The organism is Streptomyces sp. LE64 (genome assembly GCF_052606915.1).
In genome coordinates, this window is record NZ_CP199708.1 from 1,765,245 (window position 1) to 1,779,903 (window position 14,659).

General features: G+C 72.4%; 11 protein-coding genes and 1 tRNA gene. 3 read left to right on the plus strand and 9 right to left on the minus strand.

Annotated features, from left to right (window positions below; translation table 11 throughout):
* The first annotated feature begins 42 nt into the window (after positions 1-42).
* The gene (locus tag ACSMX9_RS07845) at positions 43-1,029 is read left to right on the plus strand and encodes an ABC transporter ATP-binding protein (protein ID WP_445401080.1); all 987 of its coding nucleotides are present in this window, start codon (positions 43-45) and stop codon (positions 1,027-1,029) included.
* A 28-nt stretch (positions 1,030-1,057) separates the two neighbouring features.
* Here ACSMX9_RS07845 and ACSMX9_RS07850 read toward each other — a convergent pair whose 3' ends face one another.
* The 7 genes from ACSMX9_RS07850 to ACSMX9_RS07880 all read right to left on the minus strand — a co-directional run bounded on the left by ACSMX9_RS07850 (position 1,058) and on the right by ACSMX9_RS07880 (position 10,550).
* The gene (locus tag ACSMX9_RS07850; RefSeq protein WP_445401082.1) at positions 1,058-1,744 is read right to left on the minus strand and encodes a hypothetical protein; all 687 of its coding nucleotides are present in this window, start codon (positions 1,742-1,744) and stop codon (positions 1,058-1,060) included.
* Positions 1,741-2,187 (minus strand): acyl-CoA thioesterase, encoded by a 447-nt coding sequence (locus tag ACSMX9_RS07855; protein ID WP_351243181.1) that lies wholly within the window; start codon positions 2,185-2,187, stop codon positions 1,741-1,743. The genes ACSMX9_RS07850 and ACSMX9_RS07855 overlap by 4 nt, the downstream gene beginning before the upstream one ends.
* A 6-nt stretch (positions 2,188-2,193) precedes the next feature.
* Positions 2,194-3,858: an energy-dependent translational throttle protein EttA gene (gene ettA / locus ACSMX9_RS07860; RefSeq protein ID WP_351243183.1), complete on the minus strand. Its 1,665-nt coding sequence runs from the start codon at positions 3,856-3,858 to the stop codon at positions 2,194-2,196.
* A 193-nt stretch (positions 3,859-4,051) separates the two neighbouring features.
* On the minus strand, positions 4,052-5,590 hold the full coding sequence (locus ACSMX9_RS07865) for a TQXA domain-containing protein (RefSeq protein WP_445401084.1): 1,539 nt from the start codon (positions 5,588-5,590) through the stop codon (positions 4,052-4,054).
* A gap of 374 nt (positions 5,591-5,964) precedes the next feature.
* Entirely contained in the window at positions 5,965-6,483 is a 519-nt protein-coding gene (locus ACSMX9_RS07870) for a single-stranded DNA-binding protein (RefSeq protein WP_445401086.1), read from the minus strand.
* Between the two features lie 168 nt (positions 6,484-6,651).
* Entirely contained in the window at positions 6,652-8,856 is a 2,205-nt protein-coding gene (locus ACSMX9_RS07875) for a GTP-binding protein (protein WP_445401088.1), read from the minus strand.
* 5 nt (positions 8,857-8,861) lie between these two features.
* Positions 8,862-10,550, minus strand: coding sequence for an ATP-binding protein (locus ACSMX9_RS07880; RefSeq protein ID WP_445401090.1), 1,689 nt, complete (start codon positions 10,548-10,550; stop codon positions 8,862-8,864).
* 324 nt (positions 10,551-10,874) lie between these two features.
* Here ACSMX9_RS07880 and ACSMX9_RS07885 point away from each other — a divergent pair.
* A tRNA-Arg gene (locus ACSMX9_RS07885) sits at positions 10,875-10,947 on the plus strand.
* Positions 10,948-11,009: 62 nt separating this feature from the next.
* Here ACSMX9_RS07885 and ACSMX9_RS07890 read toward each other — a convergent pair.
* Positions 11,010-12,536 carry a tyrosine-type recombinase/integrase gene (locus ACSMX9_RS07890; RefSeq protein WP_445401092.1) on the minus strand — a complete coding sequence of 509 codons (1,527 nt, stop codon included), beginning with the start codon at positions 12,534-12,536 and terminating at the stop codon, positions 11,010-11,012.
* Positions 12,533-12,829 carry a helix-turn-helix transcriptional regulator gene (locus tag ACSMX9_RS07895; RefSeq protein WP_445401094.1) on the minus strand — a complete coding sequence of 99 codons (297 nt, stop codon included), beginning with the start codon at positions 12,827-12,829 and terminating at the stop codon, positions 12,533-12,535. Before ACSMX9_RS07895 ends, ACSMX9_RS07890 begins: the two co-directional genes overlap by 4 nt.
* Before the next feature lie 285 nt (positions 12,830-13,114).
* Between ACSMX9_RS07895 and ACSMX9_RS07900 the strand changes: the two genes are divergently transcribed.
* On the plus strand, positions 13,115-14,173 hold the full coding sequence (locus ACSMX9_RS07900) for a hypothetical protein (RefSeq protein ID WP_445401096.1): 1,059 nt from the start codon (positions 13,115-13,117) through the stop codon (positions 14,171-14,173).
* The last annotated feature ends 486 nt before the right edge of the window (positions 14,174-14,659 follow it).

The window sequence follows — 14,659 nt, forward strand, 5'->3', positions numbered from 1 at the left end:
CCCCCAGCACCCCACCGTCAGACCACCTCCGGGAGCGCACCCATGACCACCACCCGACCGGACGGCCCCGGCGCCCCGCGACCGGGCACCTCGCTCGCGGAGTTGGAGCGACGGGCCGCCGATCGCCGCGAGCGCCCCGCCTACGGGCACGACGCGCTGATCAGCTGTGACCGACTGGTGCGCATCTTCTCCACCGACGGCGTCGAGGTGCAGGCCCTCCAGGGGCTGGACCTGCTGGTGCGCGAGGGCGAACTCATGGCCCTCGTCGGAGCCTCCGGCAGCGGCAAGTCGACCCTGATGAACATCCTCGCCGGACTCGACGAACCCACGGCGGGCGCCGCGAGCGTCGCCGGCCGGGACCTGCTGGCCATGGGCGCCAAGGAGCGGCTGGCCTACCGCCGCGACGTGGTGGGCTTCGTCTGGCAGCAGACCTCCCGCAACCTCCTGCCCTATCTGACGGCGGCTCAGAACGTGGCGCTGCCGATGCAGTTGCACGGCGGGCGCGGCGGGCCTCGGGGGCGACGCGCCCGGGCCGAGCGGGCCGTGGACCTGCTGCGGCTGCTGCGGGTCGCCGACTGCCGCGACCGACACCCGCACCAGATGTCCGGCGGTCAGCAGCAGCGGACGGCGATCGCGGTCGCCCTGGCCAACGGCCCCTCGGTGCTGCTTGCCGACGAACCGACCGGGGAACTCGACTCCCACACCGCCGAGCAGATCTTCGCGGCCTTCCGCACGGCCAACGAACAGCTCGGCACCACCGTCGTGATCGTCACGCATGACCAGGCCGTCGCCTCCGAGGTCCGCCGCACGGTCGCCATCCGGGACGGCCGCACCTCCACGGAGGTGCTGCGTCGCACCGAGGTCGACGCGGCCACCGGCGTGGAGTCCCTGGTGGCCCGGGAGTACGCGATGCTCGACCGGGCGGGTCGGCTCCAGCTCCCCGCCGAGTACACGGAGAGCCTGAGCATGCGCGACCGGGTCCTCCTCAAGCGCGAGGAGGACCACATCGGGGTCTGGCCCGACGCCTGATCACGCCCTCCACCGGCGGGGCCGGACGCTAGGCCGGGGTGACGGTCAGGCTGCCGGCACCGACGCGGCGGACGGCCACCGAACCGAACGGGGTGCGCAACCGCAGCCAGGTGCCGCTGGCCAACAGGGCCAGCGGCGCCTCGGCTGCGGCGGGGGTGCCGGGCAGGAACCCCAGGGCCTGGGCGGCGTGCGCGGCCCGTACCGGCAGGTCGCTGTCGCCCAGCGGCCGGGACCACACCTCCCGCCCGATGCGGTCCAGCACCGCCCGGCTGCGGTCGCCCGTGGCCAGCCCCTCGGTACGGGCCCGGAAGTCGGCCACCGCCTGCGCCACCATGGTGCGCACCGCCGCGGCGGACGGCAGTCCGGGCTCCGGCTGCCAGCCACCGCGCGGGGGCAGCACACCGGCCCACGGCGGGCCGGTCACCGCCTCCGGTATCCGGGCCGTGCCCGCCGCCTCGTCGATCGACTCCAGCAGTTCGCCCGCCGACACCGTGGTGTCGAGCGCGTCCTCGGTGCCGTGGGCGTACGGCGTGGCGAGCCGAGCCGTGCGGATGGCCAGCACCTCGAACGAGGGCGGGCGCCCGAAGACCGCGAGTGCGGTGCCCGCCGCCTGGAGGCGGACCGCCGCACCGCGGTCGTAGTGGAGCAGCCTGACCAGGAAGGCGGCCAGGTCGGCCGCCTCCCCGCCGTCGGCGAAGTCCACCGCCCGGCTCATGCCTGCACGGCCTCCTTCTGGTCGGCGCCGGGCGCCAGGTACTTCCGGAGGAACGACCGCTCCTCCTCGGTGATCCGCCGGGGCCGCTGGGTGTCCAGGTTGAACGGGACCACCACCGTCGACGCCCGGACGTAGACCTCCTCGGCGCCCTCGTGGTCCTTGACCTCGTAGGCGATGGTCAGCGACGCGTTGCGCACGCCGGTGACCCACGACTCGACGACGACCGGCTCGTGCCGGTGGACCAGCGGACGGACGTAGTCGATCTCGTGCCGGGCGACGACGGAGCCGCCGGAGAACGACGGGGACCCGTCACCGGGCGCCAGCCGGAACATGAAGTCGATCCGGGCCTCCTCCAGGTACCGCAGGAAGACCACGTTGTTGACGTGCCCGAAGGCGTCCATGTCCGACCAGCGCAGCGGACAGCGGTAGATGTGACGGGCCACGGCCGCTCAGCCCCGGGTGAGCTTCTTGTAGGTGGCCCGGTGCGGACGGGCCGCGTCCGCGCCCAGGCGCTCGATCTTGTTCTTCTCGTAGGACTCGAAGTTGCCCTCGAACCAGAACCACTTGGACTCGCCCTCGTACGCCAGGATGTGCGTGGCGACCCGGTCGAGGAACCAGCGGTCGTGGGAGACGACCACCGCGCAGCCCGGGAAGTCGAGCAGGGCGTTCTCCAGCGAGGACAGGGTCTCGACGTCGAGGTCGTTGGTCGGCTCGTCGAGGAGCAGCAGGTTGCCGCCCTGCTTGAGGGTGAGCGCGAGGTTGAGGCGGTTGCGCTCACCGCCGGAGAGGACCCCGGCCGGCTTCTGCTGGTCCGGCCCCTTGAAGCCGAAGGCGCTGACGTAGGCGCGCGAGGGCATCTCCACCTGGCCGACGTTGATGTAGTCGAGTTCGTCGGAGACGACCGCCCACAGCGTCTTCTTCGGGTCGATGTTCTCGCGGCTCTGGTCCACGTAGGAGATCTTGACGGTCTCGCCGACCTTGATCGAGCCGCTGTCCGGCTGCTCGAAGCCCTGGATCATCTTGAACAGGGTGGTCTTGCCGGCGCCGTTCGGGCCGATGACGCCGACGATGCCGTTGCGCGGCAGGGTGAACGACAGGTCGTCGATCAGCACCTTCTCGCCGAACGCCTTGGAGAGGTTGTTGACCTCCACCACGATGCTGCCCAGGCGGGGGCCCGGCGGGATCTGGATCTCCTCGAAGTCCAGCTTCCGCATCTTCTCGGCCTCGGCGGCCATCTCCTCGTAGCGGGCGAGGCGCGCCTTGGACTTGGCCTGGCGGCCCTTGGCGTTGGAGCGGACCCACTCCAACTCCTCCTTGAGCCGCTTGGCGCGCTTGGCGTCCTTCTGGCCCTCGACCTTGAGGCGGCTCTGCTTGGCCTCCAGGTAGGTGGAGTAGTTGCCCTCGTACGGGTAGGCACGACCCCGGTCGAGTTCGAGGATCCACTCGGCGACGTTGTCGAGGAAGTACCGGTCGTGGGTGATCGCGACGACGGTGCCCGCGTACTTGGCGAGGTGCTGCTCCAGCCAGTTCACCGACTCGGCGTCGAGGTGGTTGGTGGGCTCGTCGAGGAGCAGCAGGTCGGGGGCCTCCAGCAGCAGCTTGCAGAGCGCGACGCGGCGCTTCTCGCCACCGGAGAGGTTGGTGACCGGCAAGTCCCCGGGCGGGCAGCCCAGGGCGTCCATGGCCTGCTCCAGCTGGGCGTCCAGGTCCCAGGCGTTGGCGTGGTCCAGCTCCTCCTGGAGCTTGCCCATCTCCTCCAGCAGCGCGTCGGAGTAGTCGGTCGCCATCTGCTCGGCGATCTCGTTGAAGCGGTCGAGCTTGCCCTTGATCCCGGCGACGCCGTCCTGCACGTTCTCCAGGACCGTCTTGGACTCGTCCAGCGGGGGTTCCTGGAGCAGGATGCCCACCGTGTAGCCGGGGGACAGGAACGCGTCGCCGTTCGACGGCTGCTCCAGGCCGGCCATGATCTTCAGCACGGTCGACTTGCCGGCGCCGTTCGGGCCGACGACACCGATCTTGGCGCCGGGGAGGAAGTTCAAGGTGACGTCGTCGAGGATCACCTTGTCGCCGTGCGCCTTGCGCGCCTTGCGCATGGTGTAAATGTACTCAGCCAAGAGAAACCGTCCGACAGCTTGATACCTGAAGTGTCAACATGTGACTCGATGTGACTCGGCATGTGACTCCGCCGCATGAGGGGCAGACGTACCCATCTTGCCGCACCTGCCCGCACCAACCGAAATCCCCGCTCGCCGTCCGCCGGCACGGCGGGACGAGCCGGTGGGCCGCCCCGGCACCGACCGTGCCGGGTCAGCTCCGCGGCCGGGAGTCCCGGGTCCGCAGGAAGAGGATGACGGCGCCGCCTCCGACCACGAGCGTGATCGCCGTCCCGGCGATCACCGGGGTGGCGGCCGACCCGCCGGTGGCGGCGAGGTCCGTGGAGCGGGGGGTGCGCGTCTCGGGTGCGTCCACCGCGGTGGCGGGGCTCGGTGCCGTCATGACCCGGGTCCCGGTGACTTCGCCGCTGCGGGTGCGGCAGTCGAGGATGCCGCTGATCCGCTGCTGGTGGCCGTCCGGGCCCGCGATGGAGAAGGCGTAGCTCTGGTCCTCGGTGAGCGGTATGGGGACGGTGCGGGTTCGTCCGGGGGCGACCACCGTGCGCTTCCCCATCAGCTCCGTGGTGAACTCCTCGTCACCGGCGTTGCGCACCGTCACCGACAGGGAACCGTCCGCACAGTCCTTCTCGGTGGAGACGGCGGGTATCGGGCCGTTCCCCGCCCAGTTCACCTCGGCCGTCGCGGAGACCGTCGACTCGCTGGAGCCGGCGAGCACCTGGGTCTGGCTGCGGCTCCCCGAGGAGAACGCCCGGCCGACCGGCACGGTGGTCGAGGTCTGCACCACCAGGGTCGCCGCTCCCGCCGTCACCCCTTCGGGCAGGTCGAAGTAGAGCCGGTCGCCGTCGCCCGCGGCGGTGACCCGGTCCCCCCGGGCGTCGACGATCCGCACCCCGCTCGCGAGGGCGGCCGGATCGGCGGTCACCGTCACCCGCTCGCCGCCGGAGCGCACCGTGACCGGGCCGACCCGGCCGCCGTCCTTGCGCTCCGTTCCGCTCCCGGCCGCCCGGGCGGGCCCGTCCGGGCGCTCCTTGGCCCCGGCGGCGTGGTCCTCGGCGGCCGGTCCGGTGCCGGACTCCTCGGCCGGGCCCTGCGAGGCTTCCGTCCCGGGCCCGGTCAGCAGCGTGGCCCAGGTCGTCCGGTCGAGGGCCAGGGACGCGACGGGCTCGGGCAGGCTCCGCGCCGTGCGCTCCAGGTAGTCCGCGAGCCGCTCGGCCTGCGGATCGGTCGCGGTGATCCGCGGGACGGCTGCCGCGTCCCCCCGTGCCGCGCCGTCCCGGGGACGGACCCGCGCGCCGGGGCCGTCCGAGTAGCGCCAGATCGCCACCTGGGTGCCGGCTGCGGCGTCCTGTTCGGTGAGGCCCTCGGCCCCCGCCCGGCGGGCGAGGTCGGCGAGGTCGTTCACCTGCGGATAGGAGTTCTGGAGGATCCAACGGATCTTGCCGGTCGCGCTGTTGGCACCCAGCGAGGTGCTCGACCAGGAGGCTTCCCGGTACTCGGCGTCCCACTGGGTGGCCATGTCGAGGTCCACGCCGTACGTCCGCAGGGTGCCGCCGCCGTCCACCGCCATCTCGAACAGGCCGGCCTGGACCCGGCGTTCCTCGTCCCCCCGCCGGACGACCGCCTCGCCCGACAGCTTGAGCCCGCTGAGCGTCGCCGCGGCACCGCCCCGGCCCTGCGGTTCGCCCTCCGCGCGGGCCACCGTGGCGCCGGCCACCATGCCCGCGGTGAGCATGCCGGAGGCGGTGGCCGAGAGGGCGAGGCGAACGGCACCCCTCTTGAGAGGGGAGCTGGCTGCAAACACGGAATTCCCTTTCGGGTGAGGTCCGTTGGCGTGGGGAGAGGTCCTCACCAGCAGAATCAGACGCTCCTTGAGCTGTTCCGGCATCCTAAGAAACGCCATGCACTGACCGCCCCACACATACGGTCGGATAACCGTTCCGACTCGGAATCGTTATCGCCTCCTCACCTCCGACCTGGGCGTATCGACAAATCAACCCTGCCGTACGGTCCCTGACCGTGCGCCGACAACCGGCCCACGACGCCCGCGGGCGGGTGCGGTGCGGAGCCCCTCCGGCCTCCGCGCCGCACGCACGCACCGAGGGCAGCTCAGACCGCGAGCGGGTCCAGCCCTCCGCCCACCGGCACCCCGTCCACCGCCGCCGGAACGCCTCCGGCCACGGTCCCGCCGTCCCACGGGTCCGCCGTCCGGGACCGGACCGCGGCCGGCTCCCCCGCCCCGTCCGCGGGTCCCCCGCGCTGCACCGCCGTCCTCGTGCGGTGGAAGGTGCTCGTTCCCCGGGAGAGGTCGTGGCCGATGGCGCTGGCGTCGATCTCCGCCGCGAACCACTGCTTGCCGTCGCCCCGGTCGTCCTGGCGCACCTTCAGCCGGCCCTGCACCACCACCGGTTCGCCCACCGAGAGCGAGGCCATGGCGTTCTCCGCGAGAGCGCGCCACGCGCACACCGTGAAGAAGTTGGTGTGCCCGTCCGCCCAGGCCCCGCCCGTCCGGTCCCAGTACCGGGAGGTCACCGCGAGTCGGAACCTGATGACCCGGCCTGTCCCGAACTCCCTGAAGACCGGCGCGGTCGCCACGTTCCCGACCACCGTGACCAGCGTCTCGTTCATCCCGTACCCCCTCGGGTCACGTCCGTGCCCGTACGGTCCGGCCGTACGGGTCACGGTGCGGCCGGGACGGGACCGACCCACCGTCTTCCGACCGCACGCCCCAGAGTCCCCGGTTTCCGTACCTCCCGCTGAGCCCTGTGCACTCCCCCGGCCCTGTGGATAACTCGCTCACCCGAACGGGTGAGACCTCAGCGCCGTGCCGTCCCCGTCCACGGCTCCCACCAGCCCGCCCCGCGCCGGAACGGCTCCCGTGACCCGTGCGTACTGTTCGCGCACCTCGCGGTAGCGCAGGAGTTCCGCCGCCACGGGATCGAGCACCCGGGCCCGCCCGCACGCCGCCGCGGCCTCGCGCAACCGCCGCTCGGCCTCCGCCCCGTACCGCCGGGCCGGCCCCCGGGCCGCGAGTCTGCACAGCCACTCCACGCAGGGCCCGCCCACGATGCCGATGACCATCAGCAGGACCGGAACCCCCAGGTTCGGCGCCATGACCCCGGCGATCTGCGCCACCAGCCAGAGCGCTCCGACGAGTTGCAGCAGCGTCATGCACGCCTGGGCGAACACGGCGACCGGCCACCAGCCGGGCCGCGGCGGGCGGGGCGGCGCCCCCGCCTCCTCGGTGAGCCCGTCGAGCGCCTCCGGCAGGCCGACCGCACCGCGCACCGCCGTCTCCCGCACCGCCGACGCCCAGGGCACGGGCAGTCCCGACGCGGCCTGCTCGGCCACCGTCCGCACCGCCTGCTCCACCCGTTGCCGTGCGGTGGCCTCCTCGTCGACGGGCAGCGGCGTCCCGGCGAACATCGCCACGGGGTCGCGGCGGGACTCGTACCAGCGCCACAACCGCAGCCACGGCGTCCCGCAGGCGGTGTGGGCGTGCCGGCGCCAGGCCCGCTCGGCGGTCTGGCCCGCCGCGCTCGCCCCCACGGCCTCGGAGAGCCGGTCGGCGAACTCGTCCCGGGCGCGTTCGGTGAGCCCGGGACGACCGGCGGCGGCGTAGACCGGGCGCAGCCGGGACGCCGCCGCGTCCACGTCGGCCGCGATCCGTCGTCCCGCGGCGCTGCGGGTGCGCAGGAACTGGTCCAGGGTCTCCCGCAGTTGGTCCATGCCCTCGCCGGTGAGCGCGGAGAGGGCGAGCACCGTGGCCCCCGGCTCGTCGTGCTCGCCGAGGGCGATGCCGTCCTCGTCCAGGAGCCGCCGCAGGTCGTCCAGCACCTGGTCGGCGGCGTCCACGGGCAGCCGGTCCACCTGGTTGAGGACCACGAACATCACCTCGGCGTGCCCGGCCATCGGCCGCAGGTAGCGCTCGTGGAGGACGGCGTCCGCGTACTTCTCCGGGTCCACCACCCAGATGACGGCGTCCACCAGGGCGAGCACCCGGTCCACTTGTTCGCGGTGGGCGACGGAGGCCGAGTCGTGGTCGGGGAGGTCGATCAGGACGAGCCCGTCCAGCGGCGTCTCGGTGTGCGCGTGGGCCAGGGGGCGGCGGCGCAGCCGGCCCTGGATGCCGAGCCGGTCCAGGAGCCCGGCCGCACCGTCCGTCCAGGTGCAGGCGATGGGGGACGAGGTGGTGGGCCGCCGCACCCCGGTGTCGGAGATGGTCACCCCGGCGAGCGTGTTGAACAGCGTCGACTTGCCGCTGCCGGTGGCGCCCGCGAGGGCCACCACGGTGTGCCGGTCGGAGAGCCTGCGGCGGGCCGCGGCCTCGTCCAGCACCCGCCCCGCTTCGGCCAGGGCGGAGCGTTCGAGTCGGGCGCGGGACAGGCCGACCAGCTCCCGGAGCGCGTCGAGGCGGCCCCGGAGCTGCGGCTCGAAGACGACGGGGGCGGAGCCCGGGGGCGCGGGGCGGTTTGGGCCGTCCTCGTGGCGGGTGCCGACGGCTGCGGCGAGTTCGTCGGCCCCGGTGGTCCGACGGGCGATCAGACCGTCGTCCCACACCGGTTCGGCGACGCAGCCGGTGCCCTCCGCCGAGGCACCGCCGCCGTGCCGCGGCCCGCCCCGGTCCCGGTCCGGTCCGTCCGCCGCACCGGTACGGCCCGGGTCGGGCGCCTCCGCCCCGGGGCCGCCCGCACCGCTCGGGCGGTGGCCGCCGTGCGTGCCGTACACACCGCCGTCACCGTCGTGGGCTCCGGAGGCATCGCCCGAACGGGTGGCGCCCGGCGGAGTGGGGCCGCGGTCGGACGCCCCTCCGGTGGCGCCGCCGGGCTGGCCGGCGTGGCCGGAAGGGAGCCGGCGCCCGCTCCCGTCCGCACCGCCCCCCGCGTGCGCGGGGGGCTCGTCGGACACGGAGTCGGCGCGCACCTCGTGCTCCGCACGGCCCCCGTGGCCCGGCTGATCGGTGCGACTGTCGTGGTTGGTGTGGTCAGTCACCGCGGTCACCTCGGTCACCTCTCCCTCCGCCCCTGTTGCTCTGTCCGTCCGGCCCGCCCGTCGCGGGCCGGACGGCCCTGCTCCCGTTGGAGCACCGACAGCGCGGCGATCAGCTCCGCCTGCGGCTCCGCGTGGACCTCCAGGGCGTCCAGGGGGGCCAACCGGCGCTCCCGCTCCCCGTGGAACACCTTCTCCACGTAGTCGCTGACGAGCCGACCGCCCCGGTCCCGCAGGCGCAGCGCGCTCTGCGCCCCGATGCGCTCGGCCAGGCTCTCCCCCGCGGCCCGTCCCCGCCGGCCGCCCAGCAGGTGGACCGCGAGCATCGCGGCGACGGCCTCGGGGTCGGGCGCCAGCGCCTTGTCCAGGTCCCGCACCTCGTCCTCGCAGTACTCCTCCAACTCCCGGCGCCACCGGCGCACCGCCATGCCCACCCGGTGCTCGGCGCTCTCCTGCGCGGGATCACGCGCCGTCAGCACCGGTGCGCCCGCCGCCGGTTCCCTGCGCCAGCGTTCGGCGATGCGCTCGTCCGCGGCGGTGACGCAGCACAGCAGCAGGGCGCTCGTGCTTTCGACCAGGGCGTCGAGGAGTTCACCCGGGCCGCAGTCCAGGGGGTAGCTGCGCCAGCGCTTGAGGGCGTCCCCGGCCAGCACGGCCCCGTTCCGCAGCCGCCCCCGCACCCGCGCGTGCTCGCTCTCGTACACCTCCTCGACGACGGAGGTGAGCCGGACCGCGGCGGCGTGCTGGGCGGCGACCGCGCCCGCGAGCTCCGGCATCCGGGAGCGCAGCGCCGCGAGGGCGCCGCCCGCCGTACGGATGACGGTGTGCGCGCGGGCCCCCGGCTCCTGGGCCCGCTGGGTCAGCCAGGCGCGCAGGGGGGCCACCGCGGTGTGGGGCAGGAGCCCTCCGCCGCCCGTCGATTCCGGCAACTCGGGGACGGTGAAGCGGGGTACGTCACCGAGCCCGGCCTTGGTCAGCAGGGCGGCGTACTGCCGGGACACCTCGGTCACCAGCTGGTGGGGCACCCGGTCGAGCACGCTCACCAGCGTCGCGTCGTACTGCTTGGCGGTGCGCAGCAGGTGCCAGGGGACCGCGTCGGCGTACCTGGCCGGGGTCGTCACCATGATCCAGATGTCGGCCGCGCAGATCAGTCGGGCGGCCAACCTCCGGTTCTCCGCCACCAGGGAGTCGATGTCGGGTGCGTCCAACAGCGCCAGCCCCCGGGGCAGGGCGCTGGCGGTCTCCACCCTCAGCTGCCCTTCGCCGGCCCGGCGCCCGCCGGACGCCTGGAGGTCCCCGTAGCCGGGGGCGCCCAGGTGGTCCTGCGGGGGCAGCCAGACCCGGGTCAGCCCGGGCAGGACGCGCAGCCCGCTGAACCAGTGGTGGTCGTCCGGGTGGCAGGCCAGGACGGGCACCCGGGTGGTGGGCCGCAGTACGCCGGCCTCACTGATCTGGCGGCCCACGAGGGAGTTGACCAGGGTGGACTTCCCGGCCCCGGTGGACCCCCCGATCACCGCGAGGAGCGGGGCGTCCGGGTCCCTGAGGCGGGGTACCAGGTAGTCGTCGAGTTGGGCCAGCAGCTCGTCCCGGTTGGCGCGCGCACGGGGCGCACCCGGGAGGGGCAGCGGAAAGCGTGCGGCGGCGACGCGCTCGCGCAGGGCGGAGAGGGCGTCGAGCAGTTGGGGCCGTACCTCCAGGGTCACCACACGGGAAGAATGCCCAACTTTGACAACATTCTGAAGCATATGAGCACCCTGCGCGCCGATCACCACCCGGGAAACGGCCGATCGGACACACGGACGGGGCGCACGGGCGGGGCGGGGGCATAACGAGTGCACAACACCCGGGACGCAGAGCGTCAAAAGCGATGCACGATTCGCACCTGCCTGCGATTATCAGGACCGCTTCACCGAACCTCCACATCGAGGCACGGAGGCGAAGCGCCGGGTACGAGGAACCGGGAGCCCTATCCTTGTCCCAGCACGGCCCGGGCCACCCGTCCGGACGCCAGGCCACCCGGCCACCACCCGGCCCCCGTAGCTCAGTGGATAGAGCAGGCGCCTTCTAAGCGCTTGGCCGCAGGTTCGAGTCCTGCCGGGGGCGCTCTTCCTTTCCGCCTGCGCCACCCTCCCATCGGGAGGGTGTTTTTGCTGGTCAGGGGCTTCTCAGCGGGGACGGCGAGGGCTTGGCGGCGGCCCCGGGGAACTCCCCGGCAGGGTGAGCGGGAGTCCGGTTGTGGACGGCTGGAGACGGCTTCCGGTGGCTGTTCTTCCCGAAAACTTCCCCAAGTTTCGGGACGGGGCTGTCCACTGCGAGGAGGTCTCGGGGAGCCGCTGCGGTCCTTCGATGCGCTGCTGGAGTTCGGCGAGCTGGCCGGTGACGCAGCGGGCGTACGTGGTCAGCAGGACGGGCACGCTATTGCCCGCCCACTCGGCGACCTGCGCGGGCGGCGCCCCGTTGTTCAGCCAGGTGGTCAGACACGTGTGGCGGAGGTCGTACACGCGCTTGCCGGTCGGTGACGCGTACTCATGGGGCGGGAGCAAGGCCTGGGGGGCCTTGCTCCAAGCGCGCCGGAAGACGGATCCGGCGAGGAGTCCGCCCTTCTCCCTGGGGAAGAGGAGGTCGCCGGGCTTCAGCCCGTCTTCCCCGATCAGGTGACGGAGGATCGCGACGAGCGCCGGATGGGCGGGAACGATCCGGGTGTCGCCTTCGGCCCGTCCCTTGAGGTGGCGGGTCTCGTGGACCCGGCCGTCATCGGTCCAGCGGCTGCCGACCTCGGGCTCGGCGGTGTGGACGATCAGCTCGCCCCATCCGTCGACCGGCAGGGTGGCCGCGTCGACGCGGAGGGCGACGGCTTCCTCGGGGCGCAGACCCGCGTAGTAGAGGGTGGCGAAGAAGGCGTGGAGGCGGTGGCCGGTCCGGGGGCGGGTGGCGATCCAGGCGAGGAGAGCGGCCACCTGGGCAGGGTTGAGCAACGACCGCTTGTCCACGGCCCCCGCGACGACGGGGGCCGTGTCGTCGTCATTCCCCTTGGGCAGTGGGTTCGCGGTGAGGATCCGCTGACGGACGGCGTGCTTCAGGGCCACGTTCAGGACGCGTCGCTCGCGCTTGACCGAACTGGGGGCGGCACGGCTGCCGTCGAGGAGGGTGTCCAGTGCGCGCAGGGCCCGGTCGACCCGTTTGGTGTCCTCCCAGGCCCTCATCGGCAGGGAGTTGCGGGCGATCCAGGCCAGGACGGCGCGGGCCTCGGGCGGGGCCTCGTCGCGGCGGAGCTTGTTGAAGGCGTACTCGCGCAGGGCGCGGCGTACGTCGACGGGGTCGAACCGTTCGGGCGGGTCGGTGCGGAGCAGGGCGAGGGTGACCTTGGTGAGGGCCTTGGCGGTGTTCTTGCGGTTGTTGGCGGAGATGCGGGGCCACTTCGTGTCGACGTACTGGAGGGCGAACTCGTACCAGGTGGCCTCGGCGGCGGGTGGGGTGTGCGATGCGGGCAGACCGGTGTCCGCAGCGAAGGGCTCGCCGTTGTTCGCGGCGACGAGCAGGGTGGCGCGGAAGGATTCGGCGAGCGCGTTCGTCGCGAAGCTCTGCCCGTGGCGTTTTCCGTTGACGGACCAGCGGACGGTGTGACTGGTCTTCCGCTTTCCCCTGTAGACCTCGGTGGGATAGAAGCGGACTTTGAAGGACCGGTTGCTCACGCGCGGTCCTCACGGTCGGCGAGCCAGTTCTCGTAGTCGGTACGCCGGATGCGCAGCGCGCCGTTGGGAATGCGTATGCAGCGCGGCGCTGTTCCCTTCTTGCGCCAGTCGTAGAAGGTCGATCGTGAGATCGCGAGGTCGGAACAGAGTTGGTCGACGGTCAGCTTTCCGGGGAGACCGCGGGCAGGGATCGGTAAGTGGTTCCTAGGGGCGGGTGGGGGGCGATCACCGACCTGGGGCTGGGCGAACGCCTCATCGGCCAGGTCGCTGTTCTGGGGGTACTCAACAATCATCCGGACGATCACCGGTTTGGTGAACCGGTGATCTACTGCTATAAACCCCCGCCCGGCGCTCCCTCCGCAGCCCGGCCCGCCCACTGGCGATTTCGGCAACCGGGGATCTCCGCTTAGCTTTTCAATAGCCCCCGGCAGACAGTCCCGCCCCGCTTTTCTGCCGGTAGAGATGGGGCTGGACTTCCATGGGTGAGTGTGGCTGTGTTGTCGTCCGCCCTTTCGCTTCCTCACCCCTTTCACGAACAACGGCGGTCAGCAGACCGTCGGGTAAGGACCGTCTCCACCTTGTCCCGCATACGCACCATCAAGCCCGAAGCATTCGAATCCGAAGACCTCGCCGCGGTGAGCGTGACCGCCGCACTGACGTTCTTCGGCCTGCTCACCCAGGCCGACGACTCCGGCCGTTTCCGGGACAACGCCGCGATCGTCACCGGACGGTTGTGGGCACTGCGCCCGGGGCATACGGCGGCCGACGTGGAAGAGGACCTGCGGCAGCTCGCCGAGACCGGGCTGATCTGCCGGTACACCTGCTGCGACGGACGCACCTGGCTCCACATCGTCACGTGGGAGCGGCACCAGAAGATCAACAGACCGTCCGAGTCGCGTCTCCCCCGGTGCCCGGCTCACCAGGCCGCGCGGCACTGTGGACGGTGCCGGTCATCGCGGTGCCCCGCCGACAGCGCGGCCTCCCCGCCTCCTGCGGACGACGAGGCGGGCAGGCATTCAGTGAACCCTCATGGAGGGCTCACGCGTACCGATTCGTCCGATTCCGCGTCCAACGGGTTCGCGGCCGGAGCCCTGACGCGACTTGCTCCGCCCCCAGGCGGGGCATCCACCGCACCGGAAGACGGACCGGCTTCGACGGCTAGAGAATCCGCAGGTCAAACGGGTTTCCATGAGGCTTCATCGCTGGCTCACGGAGACCTCGGTGAGGGATCACCGCCTGGATCTAGGATCTTGGATCCTGGATCTGTACCTATGGGGCGCCCCGCGCCCACACCTTCCCCGGTCTCCCCGGTCTCCTCCACGGACCTCGTCTCCGAGTATGTGGCCAACTGCGTCCAGCGACCGCCCCGGGAAGTGATCAGGCAGGTGGAGCGGCAGACGGAGGGCTTGCTCGGCGAAGGCTTCGAACCCGGGGTGCTCCGTGTGGCCCTAGACCGACTGCGCACCAAGAGCCTTCATCCACGCACCCTGCCCAGCCTGGTGAACGAGGTGGTCAACACCCCGGCCAAGGGCGGGAACGGCCCGCGCTCGGCCCCCAGCGCTCACGTCCCGTTCTTCAACCCGGACCCGCCCACGGGTTCCTTCGGGATCCCGAAGGAGTCGGCATCGGGAGACTGACGACCTCCCTCCCGTCGGGAGTGACCGGATGCGGTCCGGGACCGTCCCGGGGGTACCGGGAGCGGACTCGCGGACCAAGACGGCTTGGTCCGGAGCTGATCGGACGGGTCTGGTCCGGGCCAGGCACGGATGGTCCCGGACCACAGCGGTCCCGGAGCACAGCGGTCCCGGTGGTCCGCACGGACCGGACCGGTCCGCGGACCAGACTTCGCGCAGGTCAACGGCTTTCTCATGGGCAGTCGAAACCTGGTCCCCGGTCCCGGACCACCCGTGCGTTGGACCACGGACCACGTCTCCGGACCGGACCAGGTCTCCGGACCGGGGACCGGACGGGACCAAGCGGTGCACCCTCGCCGGTCCGGGACCGCCAACAGGCCCTGCCGACTCCCTGCGGACCAACCAACGCCCCCCACCACCCCCAGCGCCGCGTACCCGGCGAAACCTGACGGAGACAGACCACATGCGTGATGAGCACGACCCGCACTC